This is a genomic window from Halomarina ordinaria, assembly GCF_030553305.1.
Taxonomy (GTDB): domain Archaea; phylum Halobacteriota; class Halobacteria; order Halobacteriales; family Haloarculaceae; genus Halomarina; species Halomarina ordinaria.
The window spans coordinates 465,388-484,459 of sequence record NZ_JARRAH010000001.1; the positions used below are offsets into that span (position 1 = coordinate 465,388).

Consider the following 19,072-nt stretch of genomic DNA (forward strand, 5'->3'; position numbering starts at 1 on the left):
AAGGCGGGGTGCGGACGACCCGTTCGTCGATGTAAAGTGTGCGACACGGAGCGAAGGGTTATTTAACCCCTGCGTCCAGAGCTACCGCGTGACTAACACACATGGGCGTAAGTGACGCATATTCACGCGGACGGCGACTCGTCGTCGACCAGCCGGCGACGCTCGTCGTGACGGTTGTCGGTGTGCTGCTCCTGTTGGACCTCGTCGTCCAACTCGTGACCGGTGTCCTCCCGCCGACACGGCTGGCGCGCTACCTCTGGACCGGCCTGCGACTCGGCCTCATCTACGGCCTCGCGGGCATCGGGCTCTCGCTGACGTACAGCATCCTGAGCTTCGCGAACTTCGCCCACGGCGAGTACCTCACCGTCGGCGGGTTCTCCGGGTGGGCGGTGGCCTTCCTCGTCGGCGGCTACGGCGTCGCCGAACTCTCGGACCTCCTGCTCGTCCAGGCGAATCCGGGCGTCAGCATCACCAGCACGCCACTCGCCGTCGTCCTCGGCCTCGTCGGGGCCATCGTCGTCACGGTCTTGGTGGCGCTCGTCCTCGACCGACTCGTCTACCGGCCGATGCGCGGGGCCGACGGCATCTCGCTGCTCATCGCCAGCGTCGGGGTGGCGTTCATCCTCCGGTACCTCGTCGCGTTCGTCTTCGACGTGAACGTCCGCGGGGTGACCGGCGGAACGGTCTCCTACAACGTCGGCGGACTACCGATCAACGCCCACGACATCACGCTCGTCGCCGTGAGCGTCGTCCTCATGCTCGGCGTCCACGTCCTCCTCCAGCGGACGAAACTCGGCAAGGCGATGCGCGCGATGGCCGACAACAAGGACCTCGCGCGCGTGACCGGCATCCCCACGGAGCGCGTCATCCGGTGGACGTGGATGCTCGGCGCCGGCCTCGCGGGGGCGGCGGGCTATCTCGTCGTCCTCACGCGTGGCTCCATCATCTTCGACTTCGGCTGGATCCTCCTGCTGTTCATCTTCGCCGCCGTCATCCTCGGCGGCATCGGCTCGGTCTACGGCGCCATCGCCGGCGGCATCATCTTCGGCGTGGCGAGCAACGTCTCGCGGGTGTGGCTCACCGGGCCGTGGTCGGACCTCGCCGACCCCGTCGCGTTCCTCCTGCTCATCGTCATCCTGCTGGTACGCCCGCAGGGGCTCTTCGGGGGGGTGACGACCGCATGAGCGCCGACGTCCGCTCCCGACTCGCGGCCCTCGACCGGCCCGTGCGCGACGCGCTGATGGTCGCCGGCATGATGCTCGGGCTCTACGCCGTCTTCTGGGTCGTCGGCTCGACGCTCGGCTACGACGCCAGCGGCATCTTCAGCCTGTTCGCCACGCTGACGCTGTTCGTCGGCGTCTACGCGCTCGCCGTCCTCGCGCTCAACCTCCAGTGGGGATACGCCGGCCTGTTCAACATCGGCGTCGCCGGCTTCCTCGCCGTCGGGGCCTACTCCTTCGGGATGCTCTCGGGGTCGCCCACCGGGTCGCCGCCCGGCCTCGGCCTCCCGTTCGTCGTCGGCGTGGTGGGTGCGATGCTCGTCACCGCCTTCGTCGGGCTACTGACGGCGTTCCCGGCGCTTCGCCTGCGGGCCGACTACCTCGCCATCGCCACCCTCGCCCTCAGCGAGATCATCCGCCTGACGGTTCTCTCGCGGCCCGCCAGCGAGTTCACCGTCGGTGGCGTCACCCTCGGCACCGGCGGCGGCCAGGGCTACCGGAACTTCCCCGCCAACCCCGTCGACGGCCTCTTCGAGACGCCCGTCGGCGACGCCATCCTCGTCGCCGCAGACGGCATCTTCGGCGTGACCCGCCAGCCCGTCGTCGAGGACTTCGTCTACGCGCTCGTCGTCGTCTGTCTCGTGGGCGTCGTCTACTGGCTGCTCTCGCGGACGGCCAACTCCCCGTTCGGTCGGGTGCTGAAGGCCATCCGCGAGGACGAACTCGTCGCGAGTTCGCTGGGCAAGGACACCCGTATGTTCAAAGTGAAGGTGTTCATGTTCGGCTGTGCACTGATGGGCCTCTGTGGCGTCCTCTGGCAGGTGTACGGGCTGAACTCCGTCGTCCCCAACACCTTCCGCCCGGACATCACCTTCTACATCTTCATCGCGCTCATCATCGGCGGCTCCGGGTCGAACACGGGGAGCGTCCTCGGCGCGGGCCTGTTCGCCGGCGTCCTCTTCTTGCTCCCCCAGAACATCAACCGCCTGCTCGGCGAGGTCGGGTTCCTCCAGGGCATCTCCTCGCCGAACTCCTTCGCGGGCGCGGTCGGACCGCTCGCCTCGCTGGACGTGACGCCGTTCGTCGGCTACGTCCTCGGCAACATCGACGAACTGCGCTTCGTCGTCGTCGGCGTCCTGCTCATCTACCTGATGCAGCGCCGCCCGGAGGGGCTGCTCGGCCACCGCATCGAACCGGCGGCGGCCGTCGACCTCCGGACCCGCCCGGCTGACCATAGACCGACCGCCGCCGACGGCGGCGACAGCGACGGGGGTGACGACGATGAGTGACACCGGCCCGGCACAGCGCCCGCAGGCCGAGCAGGGGACCGACTCCGAGGTCGAGGCGGCCGCCAGACACACCCCACGGGGCCTCCCGTTGCGCGTCGAGAACCTCCGCAAGGAGTTCGGCGGCATCACCGCCGTCGACGGGGCGACGTTCGCCGTCGAGGCAGGGTCGCTGACGGGACTCATCGGCCCGAACGGCGCCGGCAAGTCGACGACGTTCAACTGCATCGCCGGCGTCCACACCCCGACGGCCGGGCACGTCTACTTCCAGGGCGAGGACATCACCGGCCTCCGGCCGGACCGCATCGCCAACCGCGGCCTCGTCCGAACGTTCCAGATCGCCCGCGAACTCCACGACATGACCGTCCTCGAGAACATGATGCTCGCGCCGCGCGGACAGGTCGGCGAGTCGCTGGCGCGGTCGGTGCTCCCCGGCCTGCGCGGGACCGTCGTCGAGCAGGAGCGCGACCTCTACGAGCGGGCGTGGGAGACCCTCGAGTTCTTCGAGATAGACCACCTCGCCTTCGAGTTCGCGGGCAACCTCTCGGGCGGCCAGCGCAAACTGCTGGAGATGGCGCGCGTACTGATGACCGACCCGCAGATGGTGCTGCTCGACGAACCGCTCGCGGGCGTCAACCCGACGCTCGAGAAGAAACTCCTCGAACGGATTCACGACCTGCGCGAGGAGGGCTACACGTTCCTCCTCGTCGAACACGACATGGACGTCATCATGAACAACTGCGAACACATCATCGTGATGCACCAGGGGAAGGTGCTCGCGGAGGGCGAAGCGACCGACATCAAGAACGACGACCGGGTCGTCGACGCCTACCTCGGTGAGACGATATGAGCGACAGCGACGCCGACCGCGAGGCGCCACCGTCCACCTCGCCCGCCGAGGCCGACGCCCCCGAGGAGGGCGAGCACGCGACGGCGACGACGGGAGCGCCCGTCGGCACCGCCGAACCCGACGACGGTCTGCTCGCGGTGCGGGACCTCGACGCGGGTTACGGCGACCTGCAGGTGCTCTCGGCCCTCGACCTCACGGTCCGGGCGGGCGAGTACGTCACCATCGTCGGCCCGAACGGCGCCGGCAAGTCCACTGCGATGAAGTCCGTCTTCGGCCTCACGACCCACATGGGCGGCACCGTCTCGTTCGACGGCCACGACATCGCCGGGTTGGTCCCCGAGGAGGTCATCCACTACGGCATCGGCTACGTCCCACAGAACGAGAACGTCTTCCCGACGCTCTCCGTCCAGGAGAACCTCGAGATGGGGGCGTACATCCTCGACGAGGTGCCACAGGACCGCCTCGAAGCCGTCTACGACCGCTTCCCCATCCTCCGCGAGCGCAAGTCCCAGAAGGGCGGGACGCTCTCGGGCGGTCAGCGCCAGATGCTCGCCATGGGCCGGGCGCTGATGCTCGACCCGCAACTGCTCTTGCTCGACGAGCCCTCCGCCGGCCTCGCGCCGGACCTCGTCGAGGAGATGTTCGACCGCATCGACGCCATCAACGAGGCGGGGACGGCCGTCCTGATGGTCGAGCAGAACGCGAAGGAGGCGCTCCGGCGCTGCGACCGCGGCTACGTCCTCGTCAGCGGGACCAACCGCTTCATGGACAGCGGCGAGGCGCTCCTGGCGGACGAGGACGTCAGACAGGAGTTCCTCGGCGGGTAGTCGCGTCGCGAAAGAAGTCTGTTCCCGAGGACTGGGTCAGCCGTCGAACTCGATGGTCTCGACGGTCTCGATGCCGCCGTCCGGGTTGAAGGCGAACAGTTCGTACACCGCCGTCTGCAGGTCGCCGTTGTCGTCGAACTCGAGGCTGCTGGAGGCACCCTGGTAGTTGATTTCGTCGCCGGCGCCGGCGGCCTCGAGGGCGTCGCCGAGCTGGTCGGGCGTGAACTCCTCGCCCTCCGGGTTGGCGACGGTCTGCATCTGTTCGGCGATGGCGGCGCCGTCCGCCTCGCCGGCCGCGGCCTGCGCGAGCAGGAGGACGGCCGTGGCGTCGTACGCCTGGGCGGTGAACACGCCGGGGGACCCGTCGTACTCCTCCTCCCACCGCTGGGTGAAGAAGTCGCGGCCGGGGCCGTCGGCGCTCGGCGCCGTCCCCTGGACGTTCGCCATCTCGTTGCCGACCTCCGTCGGGAGCGTCCCGTCGCGGAGGCCGTCGGTGACGAGCACGGGGAGGTCGGTGTCGAATCCGGAGTAGAAGTCACGGAACAGCTGGATACCGCTCTCGGGGTAGGCGATGACGAGCAGGAGGTCGGGGTCGTCCCCGAGCGCCTGCTGGAGCTGCGAGGAGTAGCTCGACTGGCCGGGCTGGAGCGAGACGGTCTGCTGGACCGTCCCGTCCTGCTCGCTCTCGAACGCCTCCGAGAACGTCTCGGAGAGCAGCTGCCCGTAGTCGTTGTTCACGAAGATGGTCGACGCCGTCGAGGCACCCTCGTCGGCCGCGACCTGCGCGAGCACCGGCCCCTGGATGTTGTCCGCCGGCGGCGTCCGGTAGACGAGCCCTTCGTCCTCGAGGTCGGTGATGTCCGGCGACGTACTCGCCGGGGAGCACATCGCGACCCCCTCGGGGACGAAGACCTGGTTCGCCACCTGGATGGTCACGGCGGAGGACGCCGCGCCGGTGACCGCCGGGAAGCCGGCGTTGACGAGCGACTCGGCGGCCGTCACCCCCTGGTTGGGGTCGGTCGCCGTGTCCTCGGTCTGGGAGTTGATAGTGTAGCTGGTGTCCGCGCTCTCCAGTTGCGTGACGGGGAGTTCGGCGCCGTTGGCGATGGGCTGGCCGAGCGTCCCGAGGTCGCCGGTCAGCGGCATGAGGACGCCGACGGAGAGTTCCCCGCCACCGCCGCCGCCACCGCCCGAGCCGTTACCACCGGAGCCGTTGCCCCCGCCGTTGCCACCGTTACCGCCGTCGTCGCCACCGAGGCAACCAGCGACGAGGGCCGTGCCTGCGACCCCCGCTCCCTTCAGGAAATGCCGTCTCTTGATGCCATGTCGCATGGTACCGGGGGGTTTCAAACGTAAAGATATAAAGATGTCTGTTGGTTCGACCTACGTTTCACATGTCCCGGCAGTCGGCGCACAGCGCGAGGCCGTCCGCCACCGCGAGCGACCGCGTGAGCGTGCCACAGCCCTCACAGATGCCCTGGTCGCCGTAGTTCGGGGTACTCGCCCGGAGGCCGTCGTCGTAGTCACCCGCCTCGTGGGGGACGGTGAGCACGTCGCGCTCCGTCAGAACGCCGAGCAGTTCCTCCCCGTCGGTGACCAGCAGTCGGTGGACGCTCCCCGAGAACCGGCCGCTGGCGTCGACCACCGCGGTCTCCGGCGCCACCGTCTCCACGTCCGTCTTCATCACGTCGGAGACGGTCGACTCCTCGGCTTCCCCCCGGACGTACGCCCCGAGCACCGCCGCCTGGCTGACGACGCCGACCGGCGTGCGCCCGCGCAGGACGACCGCACAGGTGGCGCCCTCCTCCAGCAGTAACTCGGCGGTGCCGGGGAGGCTATCCCCCTCCGTCACCCCCACGAACGTGCGGGTCATGGCATCGCGGACTGTGACACTCCCGTCCATGTCAGGAGGTACCACACAGCGGGACTAAAAGCTACCTCTCCGGGCGGGGACGGTCACTCCCAGGCCAGTTCGACGAGCGTCCCCTCCTCGCGACAGACCTCGAGTTCGTGTTTCGCCTGCATACCCGCGTCGTGGGCAGTCCGGGCGCGACCGGCACCGACCTTCAGGTCGACGCCGACGGCCTCGTCGACGTGGTCGATGGCGTCGTGGTAATCCGCCCGCGACAGCGACGGACAGACGGCGATGACGTTGTCCCCGCCGACGAAGAAGGAGAGCGCGTCGTGGGCGGTGCGCATGTAGCGCATGAGTTCGGCGTAGCCCTGCTCGATGTGGATGAACGTGTCGAAGGCGTTCAACTGGTCGGTGTACTTGCCCGTCGCGTCGTTCACGTCGAAGTGGGCGATGTGGACGTCCTCCTCGCCGCGTTCGCGCTCCGGCAGGGTCTCGCCCTCGAGTATCTCCTGGCGGGACTTGTCCTGTGCGCTCCCGGCCTCCTGGAGGTACTCGCTCGCGCGGCCGAGCGCCGCGATGGGGCGCTCGTCGACGGCGATGCCGAGGCTCACCGTCACCGGGTAGCGGTTGCCGACCGACTCCTGGATGAGCGCGTGGGCGTCGCCGTCGATGCCGTTGGTGACGGCCACCATGTTGTCGAATCGGGTGAAGAAGACGTACCCCTCGCGGTTCCCGACGAGCTGCGAGAGGTCCGCGTACAGCCGCGACTGGAGGGTCTGTAGGTCGACCTCCCGGCGAGGTTCCGGCGTCACCGTCCACGGTCCGTAGTTGTCGATCTGGATGAGGGTGACCTGGGTACTCGTCACGCGAACGACTACTACCGGATAGCCTATGCGTCTTTGGATTCCGGCGGAGCGGCGCCCTCCCGCCGCTCTGGGCCGTTACTCGAGTCGCCCCTTCAGTTGCCGTGCCGCCCGCGACAGCGACACCGCGTCGCGCGTCGAGTCGTAGGCGACGACGTCCGTCGCCACCAGCTTCGGGAGGTCCTCGTCGTGGAGCGCCGTCCAGACCCGTCGGCGCTCCTCGGGGCCGACGGCCTCGACGGGGACGTCGCGCTCGGCGGCGGCGACGTGCGCGGCGAGCGTCGCGACCGGCAGGCAGTCGTCGGCCCGTGCGAGCGTCGCGAGCAGCAGTCGCCGCCGCGGCGTCGCCAGCAGGTCGGCGACGACATCGCTCGGCAGCTCCGTCGAATAGGTGTCTGTCGCCATAGGTGGGGGTTCGACGGACGGGGATTAATAAATGTCGTCTGTTCGCATATCACACGATTCGGTCGCGGCCAACGAACCGCCGGAGCGCACCACAGACGCGCTCGCGAAGGGGGCCGACGACGGGGGCCGCACCGACACCGACGTAGACCGCGAGCGGACGGTACTCGCCCGTCCGCCGGAGGTGGAGCGCCGTCGCCGCCGCCCGGTGGTTTCCGTCGGCGACGCGCGTGGGCGCACACCCCCGACGGGTCGTCGCCACGGGCGCCGGGAACGACGCCCCTCCCGCGAGCGCCGCCGTCAGCCGCTCGACGCAGTCGACGTCGACGCCGGCGGCCGCCGCCGGGAGCGCGACGGCGTCTCGACGGTCGATGCGACGGGCGGCCTCGCGAACCGTCCCGTCGGGTGAGAGCGCCCGCCAGCCGAGTTCCGGCGGTCCGTCGATGACGTGCAACCGCCCGAACGCCGCCCGCGAGAGCCGGAGGTGGTACCAGCGCGCCGGTCGGGTCTGCCAGAGGAACGAGGCCGCCCCCGGGTTCGCGGTGAGGAGCGCGTCGAGCGCCTCCGCAGGGGGCAGTTCCTCCGGACGTTCGGGTCCCCCCTCCTCCAGGCGGAGCCAGTGGTCCACGACGGCGGACTCCTCGACCCTGACCGGGGCACTCATCGGACGCGACCGAGCAGGTCGAGCTGGTGGGCGACGTACACCAGGTCGCCGGCGGCCACCTGCTCGCGGCGCGTCCCCACCCAGTCGTCGAGCGCCGCGGGGGCGAGCGCGTCGTCCTCGCGGAGCGCCCCTTCTATCGCGTCGAGCATCCACCGGAGGAACGTCGCCTCATCGGCCGGGTAGCCGCCCTCTCTGGGGTGGACCACCCAGTCGGACCCGGCGACCGCGAGCAGGTCAGCGCTGTCGGGGAGCGCGTGGTAGACGGACCGCCCGGCCCGGCGGCCGGCCTTCGGGCGGGCGTCCATGTGGTCGTGGTAGGCGCGCTCGACGGCGTCGTCGCGGGGGTGGGGCGGGGAGAAGTGCGTCCCGCCGTCGTAGGTGATGGGGAAGTACCAGAGCCCCTCCGGGTCGAGCGCGGCGAGGAGGTCGGGGAACGCGTCGAGTTCCACCAGGTCGAGGAACGCCTGGCCGACGAGCAGGTCGCACTCCCGGGCGGGCGCGACGGCGAGCGCGTCGCCCGCGACGAACTCGACGCGCAAGCGCTCCTCGTCGCGGGTACACACCAGCCGCTCGCCCTCGGCCGCGACGTCGAAGCCCCGCTCGCGCGCCCAGCCCGGGAACCCCTCGCGGGCCGCCGCGACCGTCGACGCCTCCCGGTCGACGAGGGTGTACTCGACGCGCGGCGGGAGCGCCTCCCACTCGACGAGCCGGTGGCACATCGCCCCGAGGCCCGCTCCCACGTCGAGGACGCGGAGGCGCTCTCGTCCCCGGAGTTCGCGCCGCAGGCGCTCGAACACGCGGCGGTCGATGGCCCGGTCGTCGACCGTCCGCTTCGCGCGGAGGTAGGCCCTGAACGACTCGCCCATGCGCTCAGGCGACCTCCGCGTGCGCGGTGGGTCCGCCCGCCAGGTCGGCGAGGAACGCACGCACGCGAGCCCCCGTCTCCGCCCACGTCGGGTGCGCCTCGAAGCGCTCGCGGGCGGCGAGACCCATCCGCGCGAGGTGGTCGCGGTCGCCCTCGAGCTCCGCGAGTCGGAGCGCGAGCCGTGCCGGGTCGTCGGGCGGGACGAGGTAGCCGGTGACGCCGTCCTCGACGACCTCGCGGGCGCCGCCGCGCTCGCTCGCCAGCGCCGGGAGGCCGAACCCCATCCCCTCCAGGTAGGCGATGCCGAACCCCTCGTGGCGCGAGGGGAGCGCGAGGACGTGACTCCGTTCGAGGAGGGTCGCGACGCTCCCCGTCGGCAGGTCGCCGGCGAGCGCCACCCGGTCGTCGACGCCGCGGGCCGCGACGAGCGCTCGTACCCGACGGACGTAGCCCGGGTCGCGGTCGAGGCCGCCGACGACGGTGAGCCGCCAGGGGACGTCCAGCCGGGCGAGCGCCTCCACCAGCGTGTCGATGCCCTTGCGCGGGACGACGCTCCCCAGCGCGACGACGCGGAACGGCTCCTCGCGGGCGCGGGCGGCGACGTCCACCGCCGGCGGGTCGAACTGATCACAGACGGGCGGCGCGACGAGCGCCTCGTCGACCGACGCGAGGCGACGCACCGAGCGCAGCGTCGCCTCGCTGGTCGCGACGACGCCGTCGAGCGTGTCGAGGTAGGCGCGCTCGACGGCCTCGTACAGCCGCCTCTCGCGGCCCGTCGCCTCCTCGCGGCGCAGGTGGTGGACGACGCCGACCAGCGGGCAGTCCAGACGGGCACGGAGCCGCCGGTTCGTCAGCGCGAGCGAGGGGTGGGCGAGTTCGTCCTGCAGGAGGACGTCGTACTCGCCGGCGAGTCGCCGGGGGAGGCGCGGGTCGAGGTTGTCGAGCAGTCCGCGGGGGTAGGAGCGCCACGGGAGCGAGACGACGTCGACGCGGTCGCCACGGGAGCGAAGCGCCTCGACGAGGCCGCGGTCGTAGGCGAACCCGCCGCTTCGCGTCTCGATGTCGCCGTAGACGACGAGTCCGACGCGCATCAGAGCGACTGCTCGTAGCCCGCGCAGGCGGTCTCGTCCTCCCACAGCCGGACGGCGAGCGTCTCGACGAAGTCGGGGTCGAGCGCCTCGCTCGCGCGCTCCCAGACGACGCGCGCGAAGTGCTCGACGCTCGGGTTCACCCCCTCGAACTCCGGGAGGTCGTTGAGCGTCGCGTCGGCGTAGCGGGCCTCCACCTCGTCGAGGAGGGCGTTCACGGCGTCGATGTCCGTGAGGTACCGGTACTGGTCGAGGTCCGGGCCCGACAGGGTGAGTTCGGCCTCGAAGTGGTGCGAGTGGAGGTCGCCCTCCGGGCCGGGGTTCGGCACCGTGAGGTAGTGCTGTGCGATGAAGTCTCGGGTGACGGTGACGGTGTACATGTCCACGGGTGGGCCGGGCGGCGCGTGCGTGAGTTCGCGACCGACCCCGCGGGAGGCCCGGCGACCCCCGCGACCCGACGGCGCGGTGGTCGGTCGGCGACGATACGACGGGTACGCGGGGTCGACTGATAAGTTTGATTCAGCGAATCGACAGGAACGTTCCCCTCACAGCCCCCGGCCGGTCCCGAGGACGGCCGTACAGCCGACGAGGTCGTCGCCGAGTCGGTCCTCGAGGTCGGCGGCCGGGAGGAACCCCGCGAGGCCGGTCTCGAGGTTCTGCGCGACGAACCCCTCCAGGTTCTCGTCGGTGTCGAGCAACGGCGGGGCGAGGAGGCTCGCGTCGAACGCCGCGAGGTCGTGGGCGCCGGTGTAGTACTGGACGTCGAGGAGTTCGTCGGTGGGGGGCGAGGCGACCGTCGCGGTGGCCGCACCGTCGAACTCCCGCTCGACGAACCGGCTCCGGACGAACGCCGCCTCGGCGAGGACGCTCGCCCGGGGGTGACTCTCGTAGACGGTCATGGCGACGTCGTCGACGCGGTCGAACCCCGCCGCACCCTGGCGGCGCTCGTGCAGGCGGTCGAGACGCCACGGCCTGAGCGGTTCGACGCCGTGACGCGTCGTCTGGACGACCTCGCCACGGTCGAGGGCGAACCCCTGCTCGGTGTAGAAGCCACAGCCCTCGAAGACGACGTACTCGCCGCCGTCGTCGAACCGGTAGAGCGTCCCGTCCACGAGTCGCGCGGTGTTCATGGGTAGGTGAGGAGCACCTGGACGGCCTCCTCGGGGTGGTCGTCGAGCAGTCGGTAGGCCTCGTCGGCGTGTTCGACGGGGAGGCGGTGGGTGACGAACCGCTCGGGTTCGAGGCGGTCGAGCGCGTCGCGGACCGTCTCGAAGCGCCGGGACTTGTCCCAGCGCCCCTCGTGGTCGGGGTCGATGCGGCTGACCTGGCTGGCGCGCAGGCGGACGTGACTGCGGTGGAACTGCCCGTCGAGCGAGAGCGGGACGGGTTTCGTCCCGTACCACGACCCGACGACGACCCGCCCGGCGTAGCCCGTCGCGTCGAGGGCCGCGTCGAGCGCCCGCGGGTTTCCCGACAGTTCGTAGGTGAGGTCGGCGCCGTCGACGTGTTCGTCGGCGAGGGCCTCCCGGGCGGCTCCCTCGGAGTCGAGCGCCGTCGCGCCGAGTTCCGCCGAGAGTTCGCGCCGACCGTCGTGCGGTTCGACCGTCACCAGCGCGTCGAGCGGGAACTCGGCGAGGAGGCCGGTGGTCAGCAGGCCGACGACGCCCTGTCCGAAGACGCAGACGCGCTCGCCGACCATCGGCCGGCCGTCCATGACGAAGTTCACCGCCGCCTCCGTGTTGGCGAGGAAGACGGCGCGCTCGGCCGACATCCCGGACGGGACGCGGACCACCTCGTCCGGGTCGGCGAGGAAGTGACTCTCGTGGGGGTTGAACGCGAAGACCCGCTCGTCCGCCCAGTCGGCGACGTTCGCACCGGCCTCGACCACCCGGCCGACGACGGCGTAGCCGTAGCGAAGCGGGTACTCGAACGTCCCCGACAGGGCGTCGAGCGTCTCGTCGGCCGCCATCGATGGCTCGGTCTCCCCGCGGTAGACGAGCAACTCGGTGCCGGAACTGATGGCCGAGCGCTCGCTCTCGACGAGCAGTTCGTCGGGACCGGGCGAGGGACGACTGCGTTCGCGCACCGCCACCTCCGACGGTCCCGTGAAGTAGAGCGACCGGACGGTCATCGGCGGCGGGTGACGGCCGCGTTCGCGCAGACCGACGGCCCCCTGACGACGACCCCGCCGCGTTCGGCGTACATACCGCGTACAGACGGCGGCCAGCGGTAAATAGCTCCCGTCGTGTCGTCCGAAAAGACGTTCCGTCGGCCGGACGCCCTCAGACGGGGTCCTCGCCGTCGGGTCGGAAGTTCCAGTAGTCGGCGCGGCGCATCGCGCGCCCCGTCGCGGTGTGGAAGTCGATGATGGACTCGAACGCCTCCTCCTCGACGTGTTCGAAGATGTCGGCGACGCTCACGACCTGCTTGTAGTTGACGCGGATGGGCTCGTCGCCGTGTTCCGCGACGAAGTCCTCGGCGCGCAGCGGGAAGTCCTCTTCCTCGTCGAGTTTCTTCGCGAGAATCGCCTGCCCGTACTTGCGCATGCCCTCGCTCCCCTCGTCGGAGTCCGGGTCGGAAGGCCAGTCTGTATCCGCCATGGTTCACCGTCGCGCAGACGACGCAAAAGCGTTCGCACTTCCGCCTCAGTAGACGACGTACAGCAGGAGGTAGACGACGATACCGAGGGAGAACGAGACGAGCCACAGACCCGCCGCGACGCGACCGACCGTCGGGTGACGGGTCGCCCCGAGTTCGCGCCACGGCCGGGTCGCCGCCAGCAGGAGGACGTAGTACAGCAGGGGGATGCAGACGATGGCGAGCGTGACGTGCACCGCGAGCAGGGGGAGGTAGACGTAGGTGTAGACGCCCTCGGGACCGGGGAAGTCGGTCGCCCCCTCGATGCTCACGCGGTAGAGGTAGAGGACGAGGAAGGCGACGAACAGGCCGAAGGCGGCGAGCATGGCGGCGCGGTGGCGCGTCACGTCGCCGCGGCGTATCCAGCGCCACCCCGAGAGGATGGCGACGATGGCGGCCGCGCTGATGACGGCGTTGAGGTGCGGAACGAGGGCGAGCAGCGGCTCCGACCGCGGGAGGCTCTCGGTCGGCAGGACCCCCCCGACCGCCCCGAACACCAGCGCGAGCGAGACGACCGACAGCACGCCCGTCAGCGCCGGGACGTGCGCTCTGGCTTCCAGTTGCACGTCCGAACGTGGGCGCGAATCGACCATCACTGTTCCGCCTCCGACGGCCGCGTCCCCCCGTGTCGGAACCGCCTCGCTGCACAACCGCGAAGGCCTCATACCCCTCGGCCGTTTATATACTAACGCACCATGACGTCCTCCGAAACACCGGCCAGAGAGCGTCGTCACGCGCGAGACGGGGTGGAGTACGAGACGGTCGAGGTCCCGGTCCTGGTCGTCGGGGCGGGCGCCGCCGGCGCCCGGACGGCCATCGCACTCGCCGAGAACGACGTGGACTGCCTCGTCGTCGGCAAACGCGACCACGGCGACGCCCACACCACGTGGGCCGCCGGCGGCATCAACGCCGCCCTCGGGACGCTCGACCCTCAGGACGACCCGGCGATTCACGCCGCCGACACCCTCGACGAGGGGCACTTCCTCAACGACCCCCACGGCGTCGAGACCGTGACGCGGGCGATGCCCGACCGGATCCGGGAACTCGAGGCGTGGGGGATGCCGTTCAGCCGCACCGACGACGGCGAGGTCGACCAGCGCTACTTCGGCGCCCAGTCGTTCCGCCGGACCTGCTTCGTCGGCGACCGCACCGGCGAGGCCATCCTCGAGACGCTCGTCGCCCGGGCGCAGGACCTCTCGATACCCTACCGCGAGAACGTGATGATTACCAGACTGCTCTCGGACGGCGAGCGCGTCTACGGCGCCGTCGGCTACGACATGGAGGACGGCCACTTCCTCCTGTTCGAGGCCGACGCCGTCGTCCTCGCCGCCGGGGGGTACAGTTCGCTCTACAACCGCCACTCCTCGCGCGACGACGAGAACAACGGCGACGGGCCGGCGCTCGCCTACGACGCCGGCGCCCGCCTGATGGACCTGGAGTTCGTCCAGTTCCACCCCACCGGCATGATGGGGGCGGCCTACGGCGAGGACTGGGACGGCCGCCTCGTCACCGAGGCCGTCCGCGGCGAGGGCGGACGCCTCTACAACGCGGAGGGCGAGCGGTTCATGGAGGCGTACTCGCCCGAGCAGATGGAACTCGACGCGCGTGACGTCGTCGCCCGCGCCATCGCGCGGGAGGTCGACGAGGGACGCGGGACCGAGAACGGGGGCGTCTACCTCGACGTCTCGCACCGCGACCGGGCGTTCATCGAGGAGCGCCTCCCGCGGATGTACGAGCGCTTCGGGGACCTCGGCGTCGACCTGGCGGAGGAACCGGTCGAGGTGGCGCCGACGGCCCACTACTCGATGGGCGGCGTCGACATCGACTTCGACACCGGCGCGACGGCCGTCGACCGCCTCTACGCCGTCGGCGAGACGACGGCGGGCGTCCACGGCGCCAACCGCCTCGGCGGCAACTCGCTGGCCGAGACGGTCGCCCTCGGGAAGGTCGTCGGCGAACACCTCGCCGAGCGCGCGTTCGACGAACGGCCGACGCTTCCCGAGTCCCAGCGCCGCCTCGCCGAGGAGCAGTTCGCCGCGCTCGACCGCCTGACCGACGGCGAGGGCGAGGAGGACCCCGAGGCGCTCCTCGAAGAGGTCGGCGCACTCCTCGAGGACCACGCCGGCATCCTCCGTGACGAGGCGAGCCTCTCGGCGGGCCTCGACGCCCTCGCCGACCTGCGCGAGCGCGCGGGGGACCTCGACGTGGGCGAGCGCACCTCGCGCTCGTTCGAGTACGCCGTCGACCTCGGGTTCACGCTCACCGTCGCCGAGGGCGTCCTCCGGGGCGCGCTCGAACGGACCGAGTCCCGCGGCGCACACTACCGCACGGACTACCCGGACGTCGACGAGGCGTGGCGGCGGAACGTCCTCTACGAGCACGACCGCGACGGGATGGCGCTCTCGACGCGCGAGGTCGGAACGCCCAGCGACGCGGTCCAGGCGGCCCTCGACGCCGGCTACGAACTCGACTACCACCAGCTAGAGTGAGCGCGTCGAGGGCGTCGGCGCGGGACGACGCCGTCGCTTCGGGTGTAGCTTCGGTAGGATGATGCGTGGGTGCTGTCTCTGTGACGAGCACCGTGCACTTCGGGACGGTGGGTCCCATCAGTGCGTGGGACCGGATTTGAACCGGCGGACCTCTACAGGACAGCGCCCTCAACGCTGCGCCGTTGGCCTGGCTTGGCTACCCACGCACGCTGTGTCTCGTACGCACTCGTTCGTATTCAGTCGGGTAATAAAAGCGCTTCCGTTTGGCGCTTCGGGTGTGATACGTCAGCAAGCGGGTGTTTCAATACGGAGAACTCGCTAGGGTAGGTATGGCGAAATACTCGACCGGCGGCGTCCGCTCGGGCGAGAGCGACGCGTGCGAGCTCTGCGGTGCGGAGGGCGTGTCGCTCCAGTCCGCGACGGTCGCCGGCGCGGTCCTGCAGGTCTGTTCGGACTGTCGCCGCCACGGCAGCGAGGGCGGTTCCAAGAGCGGCAGCGACGGGGGCGGCGGGGGCGGCGGGCGTTCGCAGGGCGGTCCCTCCGGCGAGGAGGACCGCAAGCTCCGGGCGGTCCGGAACGCGGCACGGCTCGCCGACGCCCGGAAGGGCGACGGCCAGCGCTGGGAGGAGGGGACGGACTACGAGGACGACCCGCTGCCCTACCTGACCCGCGGCTACGGCGACCGGGTGGTCGAGGCGCGAGAGGAGGCCGGCCTCACGACGGCGGAACTCGCCGGCGAACTCGGCGCGCGCGAGGCGGACGTCGTCGCCGTCGAACAGGGCCGCGCCAACAGCGCGGAGGTGGGCGGGTCGCTCATCACCGCACTCGAGGAGCGCCTGAGCGTCCAGCTCACCGAGGGGGAGTAGCGCGGGGCGGCGCACCGGCTTCGAGAGGTTTTTGCGCTCGCCGGTCGCCCTCGTAAGCGATGAGTTCCCACGCCGCACGAGACCCCTACACGACCCGCTTCGAGGCGACGGTCGCCTCGCGCGACGGCCGCGAGGTCGTCCTCGACTCGACGTACTTCTACCCCGAGGGCGGGGGCCAACCCGCCGACCGGGGGACCATCGCCGGCGCGCGCGTCGTCGACGTCCAGCAACGCGACGGCGAGGTGGTCCACACCCTCGCGGAGGACGACGCGGGAGCGGTCGAGCAGGGCGCGACCGTCGAGGGGGTGGTCGACGAGGCGTTCCGCACGTACTGCATGCGCGCGCACACGGCCAGTCACGTCCTCTACGGCGCGGGTCGGCGGCTCCTCTCGGACCTCGGCTACGGCGGCTTCGGCATCACCGAGGGGAAGGTACGCGTCGACTTCTCGACGACGACCGACATCGACGACGGGACGCTCGTCGACCTGGAGCGCCTCGTCAACCGTGCGGTCTGGGAGTCCCGACCGGTGACGTGGGAGGAGCGCCCCCGCGAGGAGGCGCTCTCGGACGAGGCCGTCGCGTTCAACACCAAGACAGAGGAGGGTATCGCGGGCGACACGGTCCGCATCGTCACCGTCGGTCGAGGGAACGGGAACGAGGTGTGGGACGCGGCTGCCTGCGGCGGTACCCACGTCTCGAACACCCGTGAACTCGGCCCCGTCACCGTCCTCGGTCGGTCGAACCCCGGCGAGGGCCTCACTCGCGTCGAGTTCGGGGTCGGCGAGGCGGGCATCGAGCGCCGGGCGGCGGAGAAGCGCGCCGCCCTCGACGCCGCTCGAACACTCGGGACGAACGTCACCGACCTCCCCGCCGAGGCCGACCGCCTGCGCGAGGAGCGCGACGCGCTCGCCGCCGACCGCGCCGACCTGCGCGAGCGCCTCGTCGACGTGCGCATCGCCGACCTCAGGGAGGAGACCGTCGAGCGCGACGGCCGGACGTGGCTGGTCGGCGACGTCGAAGGACTGGACGCGAACGGCCTCGCCGACCGCGCACAGGCGCTCGTGGGTGACGGGGTGGACGTGGCGGCGCTGGTCAACGGGTCGTCGCTCGCCGTGGCGACCGGCGGCGACCCCGAGGCGGGCGACGTCGTCGACGCGGTGACCGACGAGTTCGGCGGCGGCGGGGGCGGCAGTCCGACCGTCGCACAGGGCGGCGGCCTCGGCGCCGAGAACGAGACGGTCGTGGCGTTCCTGCGCGGGGAGTAGTCTCGGGGCGGAGCGTCGTCCAGTCTCGGGTCGGCACGTCTTCCCACGTCGTTCAGCCGCCGTTTGAGCCTCCCACTCGCTTATGCCCCGACGGACGGAGGGTCCCGCATGCGACGACGAACCCTCCTCTCGCTCTCGGGGAGCATCCTCGTGGGACTCGCCGGCTGTCTCGACGCCTCGGCCGACCGCACGAGGGACGGGACCGACGCCGAGTGGGTCGTCCTGCGACAGACCGGCGGGCGGGAGGGCGAGGCGGTCGTCGAGGGCGGTCTTCGGTACGCGGGTCCGACGTCCGACGGGGCGGCGACGCTGTTCGTTACCCCCGGGGACGCGGCGCGGTTCGACGAGGCGTACGCGAGCGAGTTCGACGGCGCGGCGGCGGCGACCGACCTCGTGCGCGACACCGACTACGCGAGCGCGTCGGTGCTGGTCGTCCAGCGCCGCCACTCGAACACCGGCGTCGAGACGTCGCTCGCCGCCCTCGACACCGGGGCGACGCCGCCGACGGCCCGCGTCCGACTCGACGCCGGGCAGGGAGGTGGTGCCGCGTTCGTCCTCGACCACCTGTTCGTGCGCGTCCCCCACGAGGGGACGCCCCCCGAACGGGTCGCGGTGACCGTCGAGACGTACGGCCCCGGTGGCGAGCGCGTCGAGGCGGTCGACCTGACGGCCGAACCGGAGCGATAAGCGCGCATCTTTTGCCGGCGCCCCCGAAGGGTGGCGTATGACACTCACGGCCGAGCAGGAGGCCATCCGGGAGGTCGTCCGCGAGTTCGCGGTCGAGGAGATACAGCCGGTCGCACGCGAGTGCGACGCCGAGGAGCGCTTCCCGGAGGACGTCTGGGACGGCCTCGCCGAACTGGACCTGACGGCGCTGACGGTCCCCGAGGAGTACGGCGGCTTCGACGCCGACCCGGTCACCTACGCGGTGGTCAACGAGGAGGTGGCCTACGGGACGCTCGCCGTGGCGACGGCGCTGTCGGTCCACTGCCTCGCCACCTCCTGCATCGCGGAGTTCGGCGACGAGTCGGTGCGCGAGGAGTGGCTCCCCGAGATGGTCTCGGGGCGACCCGTCGGGGCGTTCTGCCTCTCGGAACCCGGCGCGGGGTCGAACCCGGCGGAGATGACGACGCGCGCCGAGCGCGACGGGGACGGGTACGTCATCGACGGCGACAAGCAGTGGATAACGAACGGCGAACGCGCGGGCGTCTACGTCGTCTTCGCGAAGACCGCCCCCGGCGAAATCACGCAGTTCCTCGTCCCGGGCGACGCCGATGGCCTCACCGTCGGTCCGCGCGAGGACAAACTCGGCCTGCGTGCGAGCGACACGACGAGCGTTTCCTTCGACGGCGTGCGCGTCCCCGAACGCTACCGCCTCACGTCCGAGGGGCGGGGGCTGTCGGCCGCGCTCTCCATCCTCACCGGCGGGCGCATCGGTATCGCCGCCCAGTCGGTCGGCCTCGCGCAGGACGCCCTCGACCGCGCCATCGACTACACACGGGAGCGCGAGCAGTTCGGGGAGCCCCTCTCCGCGATACAGGCCGTCCGGCACAAACTCGCCGACATGTACACCACCGTCGAGTCGGGGCGCCTGCTCACGCGCGAGGCGGCGCGCAAGAAGGCCGCGGGGACCGCCGACTTCCCGCGGGCGGCGAGCGTCGCCAAGTACGTCGCCAGCGAGGGGGCGATGGACGTGACCAACGAGGCCGTCCAGCTCCACGGCGGCTACGGCTACACCACCGAGTTCGACGTCGAGCGCCTCTACCGCGACGCCAAGATAACGACCATCTACGAGGGGACGACGCAGATACAGCAGACCGTCATCGCGCGGAGCCTGCTCGACTGAGGCCGGCGGCGACCTTCGGGTCACATTTCTACCTGCCGGTCGTACCGAA

At 71.0% G+C, this 19,072-nt stretch carries 21 protein-coding genes and 1 tRNA gene; 9 read left to right on the forward strand and 13 right to left on the reverse strand.

Going from position 1 to position 19,072, the window contains the following annotated elements; genetic code table 11:
- Positions 1-101: 101 nt before the first annotated feature.
- Genes P1Y20_RS02465 through P1Y20_RS02480 form a run of 4 tightly spaced genes read left to right on the forward strand, consistent with a single transcriptional unit; the run spans position 102 to position 4,183 of the window.
- Complete coding sequence (locus tag P1Y20_RS02465; RefSeq protein WP_304447071.1) at positions 102-1,184, forward strand: branched-chain amino acid ABC transporter permease; 1,083 nt, start codon at positions 102-104, stop codon at positions 1,182-1,184.
- Positions 1,181-2,509: a branched-chain amino acid ABC transporter permease gene (locus tag P1Y20_RS02470; protein ID WP_304447072.1), complete on the forward strand. Its 1,329-nt coding sequence runs from the start codon at positions 1,181-1,183 to the stop codon at positions 2,507-2,509. Before P1Y20_RS02465 ends, P1Y20_RS02470 begins: the two co-directional genes overlap by 4 nt.
- Positions 2,502-3,356: an ABC transporter ATP-binding protein gene (locus P1Y20_RS02475; RefSeq protein ID WP_304447073.1), complete on the forward strand. Its 855-nt coding sequence runs from the start codon at positions 2,502-2,504 to the stop codon at positions 3,354-3,356. Before P1Y20_RS02470 ends, P1Y20_RS02475 begins: the two co-directional genes overlap by 8 nt.
- Positions 3,353-4,183: an ABC transporter ATP-binding protein gene (locus tag P1Y20_RS02480; protein ID WP_304447074.1), complete on the forward strand. Its 831-nt coding sequence runs from the start codon at positions 3,353-3,355 to the stop codon at positions 4,181-4,183. The genes P1Y20_RS02475 and P1Y20_RS02480 overlap by 4 nt, the downstream gene beginning before the upstream one ends.
- 36 nt (positions 4,184-4,219) lie before the next feature.
- Here the strand turns inward: P1Y20_RS02480 and P1Y20_RS02485 are convergent, their stop codons facing one another.
- The 12 genes from P1Y20_RS02485 to P1Y20_RS02540 all read right to left on the reverse strand — a co-directional run bounded on the left by P1Y20_RS02485 (position 4,220) and on the right by P1Y20_RS02540 (position 13,123).
- Positions 4,220-5,515 carry an ABC transporter substrate-binding protein gene (locus P1Y20_RS02485; RefSeq protein WP_304447075.1) on the reverse strand — a complete coding sequence of 432 codons (1,296 nt, stop codon included), beginning with the start codon at positions 5,513-5,515 and terminating at the stop codon, positions 4,220-4,222.
- Positions 5,516-5,573: 58 nt separating this feature from the next.
- A complete protein-coding gene (locus tag P1Y20_RS02490) occupies positions 5,574-6,086 on the reverse strand; it encodes a CBS domain-containing protein (protein WP_304447076.1) in 513 nt (170 codons plus the stop codon).
- Between the two features lie 53 nt (positions 6,087-6,139).
- A complete protein-coding gene (locus tag P1Y20_RS02495) occupies positions 6,140-6,904 on the reverse strand; it encodes a GTP cyclohydrolase III (protein WP_304447077.1) in 765 nt (254 codons plus the stop codon).
- A 75-nt stretch (positions 6,905-6,979) separates the two neighbouring features.
- A complete protein-coding gene (locus tag P1Y20_RS02500; protein WP_304447078.1) occupies positions 6,980-7,306 on the reverse strand; it encodes a DUF7344 domain-containing protein in 327 nt (108 codons plus the stop codon).
- A 49-nt stretch (positions 7,307-7,355) separates the two neighbouring features.
- Positions 7,356-7,967, reverse strand: a complete 612-nt coding sequence (locus P1Y20_RS02505; RefSeq protein WP_304447079.1) for a hypothetical protein — start codon at positions 7,965-7,967, stop codon at positions 7,356-7,358.
- Entirely contained in the window at positions 7,964-8,833 is an 870-nt protein-coding gene (locus P1Y20_RS02510) for a class I SAM-dependent methyltransferase (protein WP_304447080.1), read from the reverse strand. Before P1Y20_RS02510 ends, P1Y20_RS02505 begins: the two co-directional genes overlap by 4 nt.
- A 4-nt stretch (positions 8,834-8,837) precedes the next feature.
- Entirely contained in the window at positions 8,838-9,923 is a 1,086-nt protein-coding gene (locus tag P1Y20_RS02515; protein ID WP_304447081.1) for a glycosyltransferase family 4 protein, read from the reverse strand.
- Entirely contained in the window at positions 9,923-10,300 is a 378-nt protein-coding gene (locus tag P1Y20_RS02520; protein WP_304449454.1) for a 6-pyruvoyl trahydropterin synthase family protein, read from the reverse strand. Before P1Y20_RS02520 ends, P1Y20_RS02515 begins: the two co-directional genes overlap by 1 nt.
- A gap of 165 nt (positions 10,301-10,465) precedes the next feature.
- On the reverse strand, positions 10,466-11,050 hold the full coding sequence (locus P1Y20_RS02525; RefSeq protein ID WP_304447082.1) for a hypothetical protein: 585 nt from the start codon (positions 11,048-11,050) through the stop codon (positions 10,466-10,468).
- Positions 11,047-12,051 carry a zinc-dependent alcohol dehydrogenase gene (locus P1Y20_RS02530; protein WP_304447083.1) on the reverse strand — a complete coding sequence of 335 codons (1,005 nt, stop codon included), beginning with the start codon at positions 12,049-12,051 and terminating at the stop codon, positions 11,047-11,049. Before P1Y20_RS02530 ends, P1Y20_RS02525 begins: the two co-directional genes overlap by 4 nt.
- Before the next feature lie 151 nt (positions 12,052-12,202).
- Positions 12,203-12,520: a DUF5785 family protein gene (locus P1Y20_RS02535; RefSeq protein ID WP_304447084.1), complete on the reverse strand. Its 318-nt coding sequence runs from the start codon at positions 12,518-12,520 to the stop codon at positions 12,203-12,205.
- 45 nt (positions 12,521-12,565) lie between these two features.
- A complete protein-coding gene (locus P1Y20_RS02540; protein ID WP_304449455.1) occupies positions 12,566-13,123 on the reverse strand; it encodes a DUF420 domain-containing protein in 558 nt (185 codons plus the stop codon).
- Positions 13,124-13,252: 129 nt separating this feature from the next.
- Between P1Y20_RS02540 and P1Y20_RS02545 the strand changes: the two genes are divergently transcribed.
- The gene (locus tag P1Y20_RS02545) at positions 13,253-15,046 is read left to right on the forward strand and encodes an L-aspartate oxidase (RefSeq protein ID WP_304447085.1); all 1,794 of its coding nucleotides are present in this window, start codon (positions 13,253-13,255) and stop codon (positions 15,044-15,046) included.
- Between the two features lie 121 nt (positions 15,047-15,167).
- Here P1Y20_RS02545 and P1Y20_RS02550 read toward each other — a convergent pair.
- Positions 15,168-15,252, reverse strand: a tRNA-Leu gene (locus tag P1Y20_RS02550).
- Between the two features lie 123 nt (positions 15,253-15,375).
- On the opposite strand from P1Y20_RS02550, the gene P1Y20_RS02555 reads away from it, so the two are divergent.
- From P1Y20_RS02555 to P1Y20_RS02570, 4 genes are all read left to right on the forward strand, one after another.
- Entirely contained in the window at positions 15,376-15,912 is a 537-nt protein-coding gene (locus P1Y20_RS02555; RefSeq protein ID WP_304447086.1) for a helix-turn-helix domain-containing protein, read from the forward strand.
- 59 nt (positions 15,913-15,971) lie between these two features.
- Positions 15,972-17,177: an alanyl-tRNA editing protein gene (locus P1Y20_RS02560; protein ID WP_304447087.1), complete on the forward strand. Its 1,206-nt coding sequence runs from the start codon at positions 15,972-15,974 to the stop codon at positions 17,175-17,177.
- A 108-nt stretch (positions 17,178-17,285) separates the two neighbouring features.
- Complete coding sequence (locus tag P1Y20_RS02565; RefSeq protein ID WP_304447088.1) at positions 17,286-17,864, forward strand: hypothetical protein; 579 nt, start codon at positions 17,286-17,288, stop codon at positions 17,862-17,864.
- A gap of 37 nt (positions 17,865-17,901) precedes the next feature.
- Entirely contained in the window at positions 17,902-19,023 is a 1,122-nt protein-coding gene (locus P1Y20_RS02570; protein WP_304447089.1) for an acyl-CoA dehydrogenase family protein, read from the forward strand.
- The last annotated feature ends 49 nt before the right edge of the window (positions 19,024-19,072 follow it).

Coding starts and splice junctions, on each gene's coding strand:
- P1Y20_RS02465 (WP_304447071.1), top strand. CDS start 102: ATGGGCGTAAGTGACGCATATTCACGCGGACGGCGACTCGTCGTCGAC.
- P1Y20_RS02470 (WP_304447072.1), top strand. CDS start 1,181: ATGAGCGCCGACGTCCGCTCCCGACTCGCGGCCCTCGACCGGCCCGTG.
- P1Y20_RS02475 (WP_304447073.1), top strand. CDS start 2,502: ATGAGTGACACCGGCCCGGCACAGCGCCCGCAGGCCGAGCAGGGGACC.
- P1Y20_RS02480 (WP_304447074.1), top strand. CDS start 3,353: ATGAGCGACAGCGACGCCGACCGCGAGGCGCCACCGTCCACCTCGCCC.
- P1Y20_RS02485 (WP_304447075.1), bottom strand. CDS start 5,515: ATGCGACATGGCATCAAGAGACGGCATTTCCTGAAGGGAGCGGGGGTC.
- P1Y20_RS02490 (WP_304447076.1), bottom strand. CDS start 6,086: ATGGACGGGAGTGTCACAGTCCGCGATGCCATGACCCGCACGTTCGTG.
- P1Y20_RS02500 (WP_304447078.1), bottom strand. CDS start 7,306: ATGGCGACAGACACCTATTCGACGGAGCTGCCGAGCGATGTCGTCGCC.
- P1Y20_RS02505 (WP_304447079.1), bottom strand. CDS start 7,967: ATGAGTGCCCCGGTCAGGGTCGAGGAGTCCGCCGTCGTGGACCACTGG.
- P1Y20_RS02510 (WP_304447080.1), bottom strand. CDS start 8,833: ATGGGCGAGTCGTTCAGGGCCTACCTCCGCGCGAAGCGGACGGTCGAC.
- P1Y20_RS02515 (WP_304447081.1), bottom strand. CDS start 9,923: ATGCGCGTCGGACTCGTCGTCTACGGCGACATCGAGACGCGAAGCGGC.
- P1Y20_RS02520 (WP_304449454.1), bottom strand. CDS start 10,300: ATGTACACCGTCACCGTCACCCGAGACTTCATCGCACAGCACTACCTC.
- P1Y20_RS02525 (WP_304447082.1), bottom strand. CDS start 11,050: ATGAACACCGCGCGACTCGTGGACGGGACGCTCTACCGGTTCGACGAC.
- P1Y20_RS02530 (WP_304447083.1), bottom strand. CDS start 12,051: ATGACCGTCCGGTCGCTCTACTTCACGGGACCGTCGGAGGTGGCGGTG.
- P1Y20_RS02535 (WP_304447084.1), bottom strand. CDS start 12,520: ATGGCGGATACAGACTGGCCTTCCGACCCGGACTCCGACGAGGGGAGC.
- P1Y20_RS02545 (WP_304447085.1), top strand. CDS start 13,253: ATGACGTCCTCCGAAACACCGGCCAGAGAGCGTCGTCACGCGCGAGAC.
- P1Y20_RS02555 (WP_304447086.1), top strand. CDS start 15,376: ATGGCGAAATACTCGACCGGCGGCGTCCGCTCGGGCGAGAGCGACGCG.
- P1Y20_RS02560 (WP_304447087.1), top strand. CDS start 15,972: ATGAGTTCCCACGCCGCACGAGACCCCTACACGACCCGCTTCGAGGCG.
- P1Y20_RS02565 (WP_304447088.1), top strand. CDS start 17,286: ATGCGACGACGAACCCTCCTCTCGCTCTCGGGGAGCATCCTCGTGGGA.
- P1Y20_RS02570 (WP_304447089.1), top strand. CDS start 17,902: ATGACACTCACGGCCGAGCAGGAGGCCATCCGGGAGGTCGTCCGCGAG.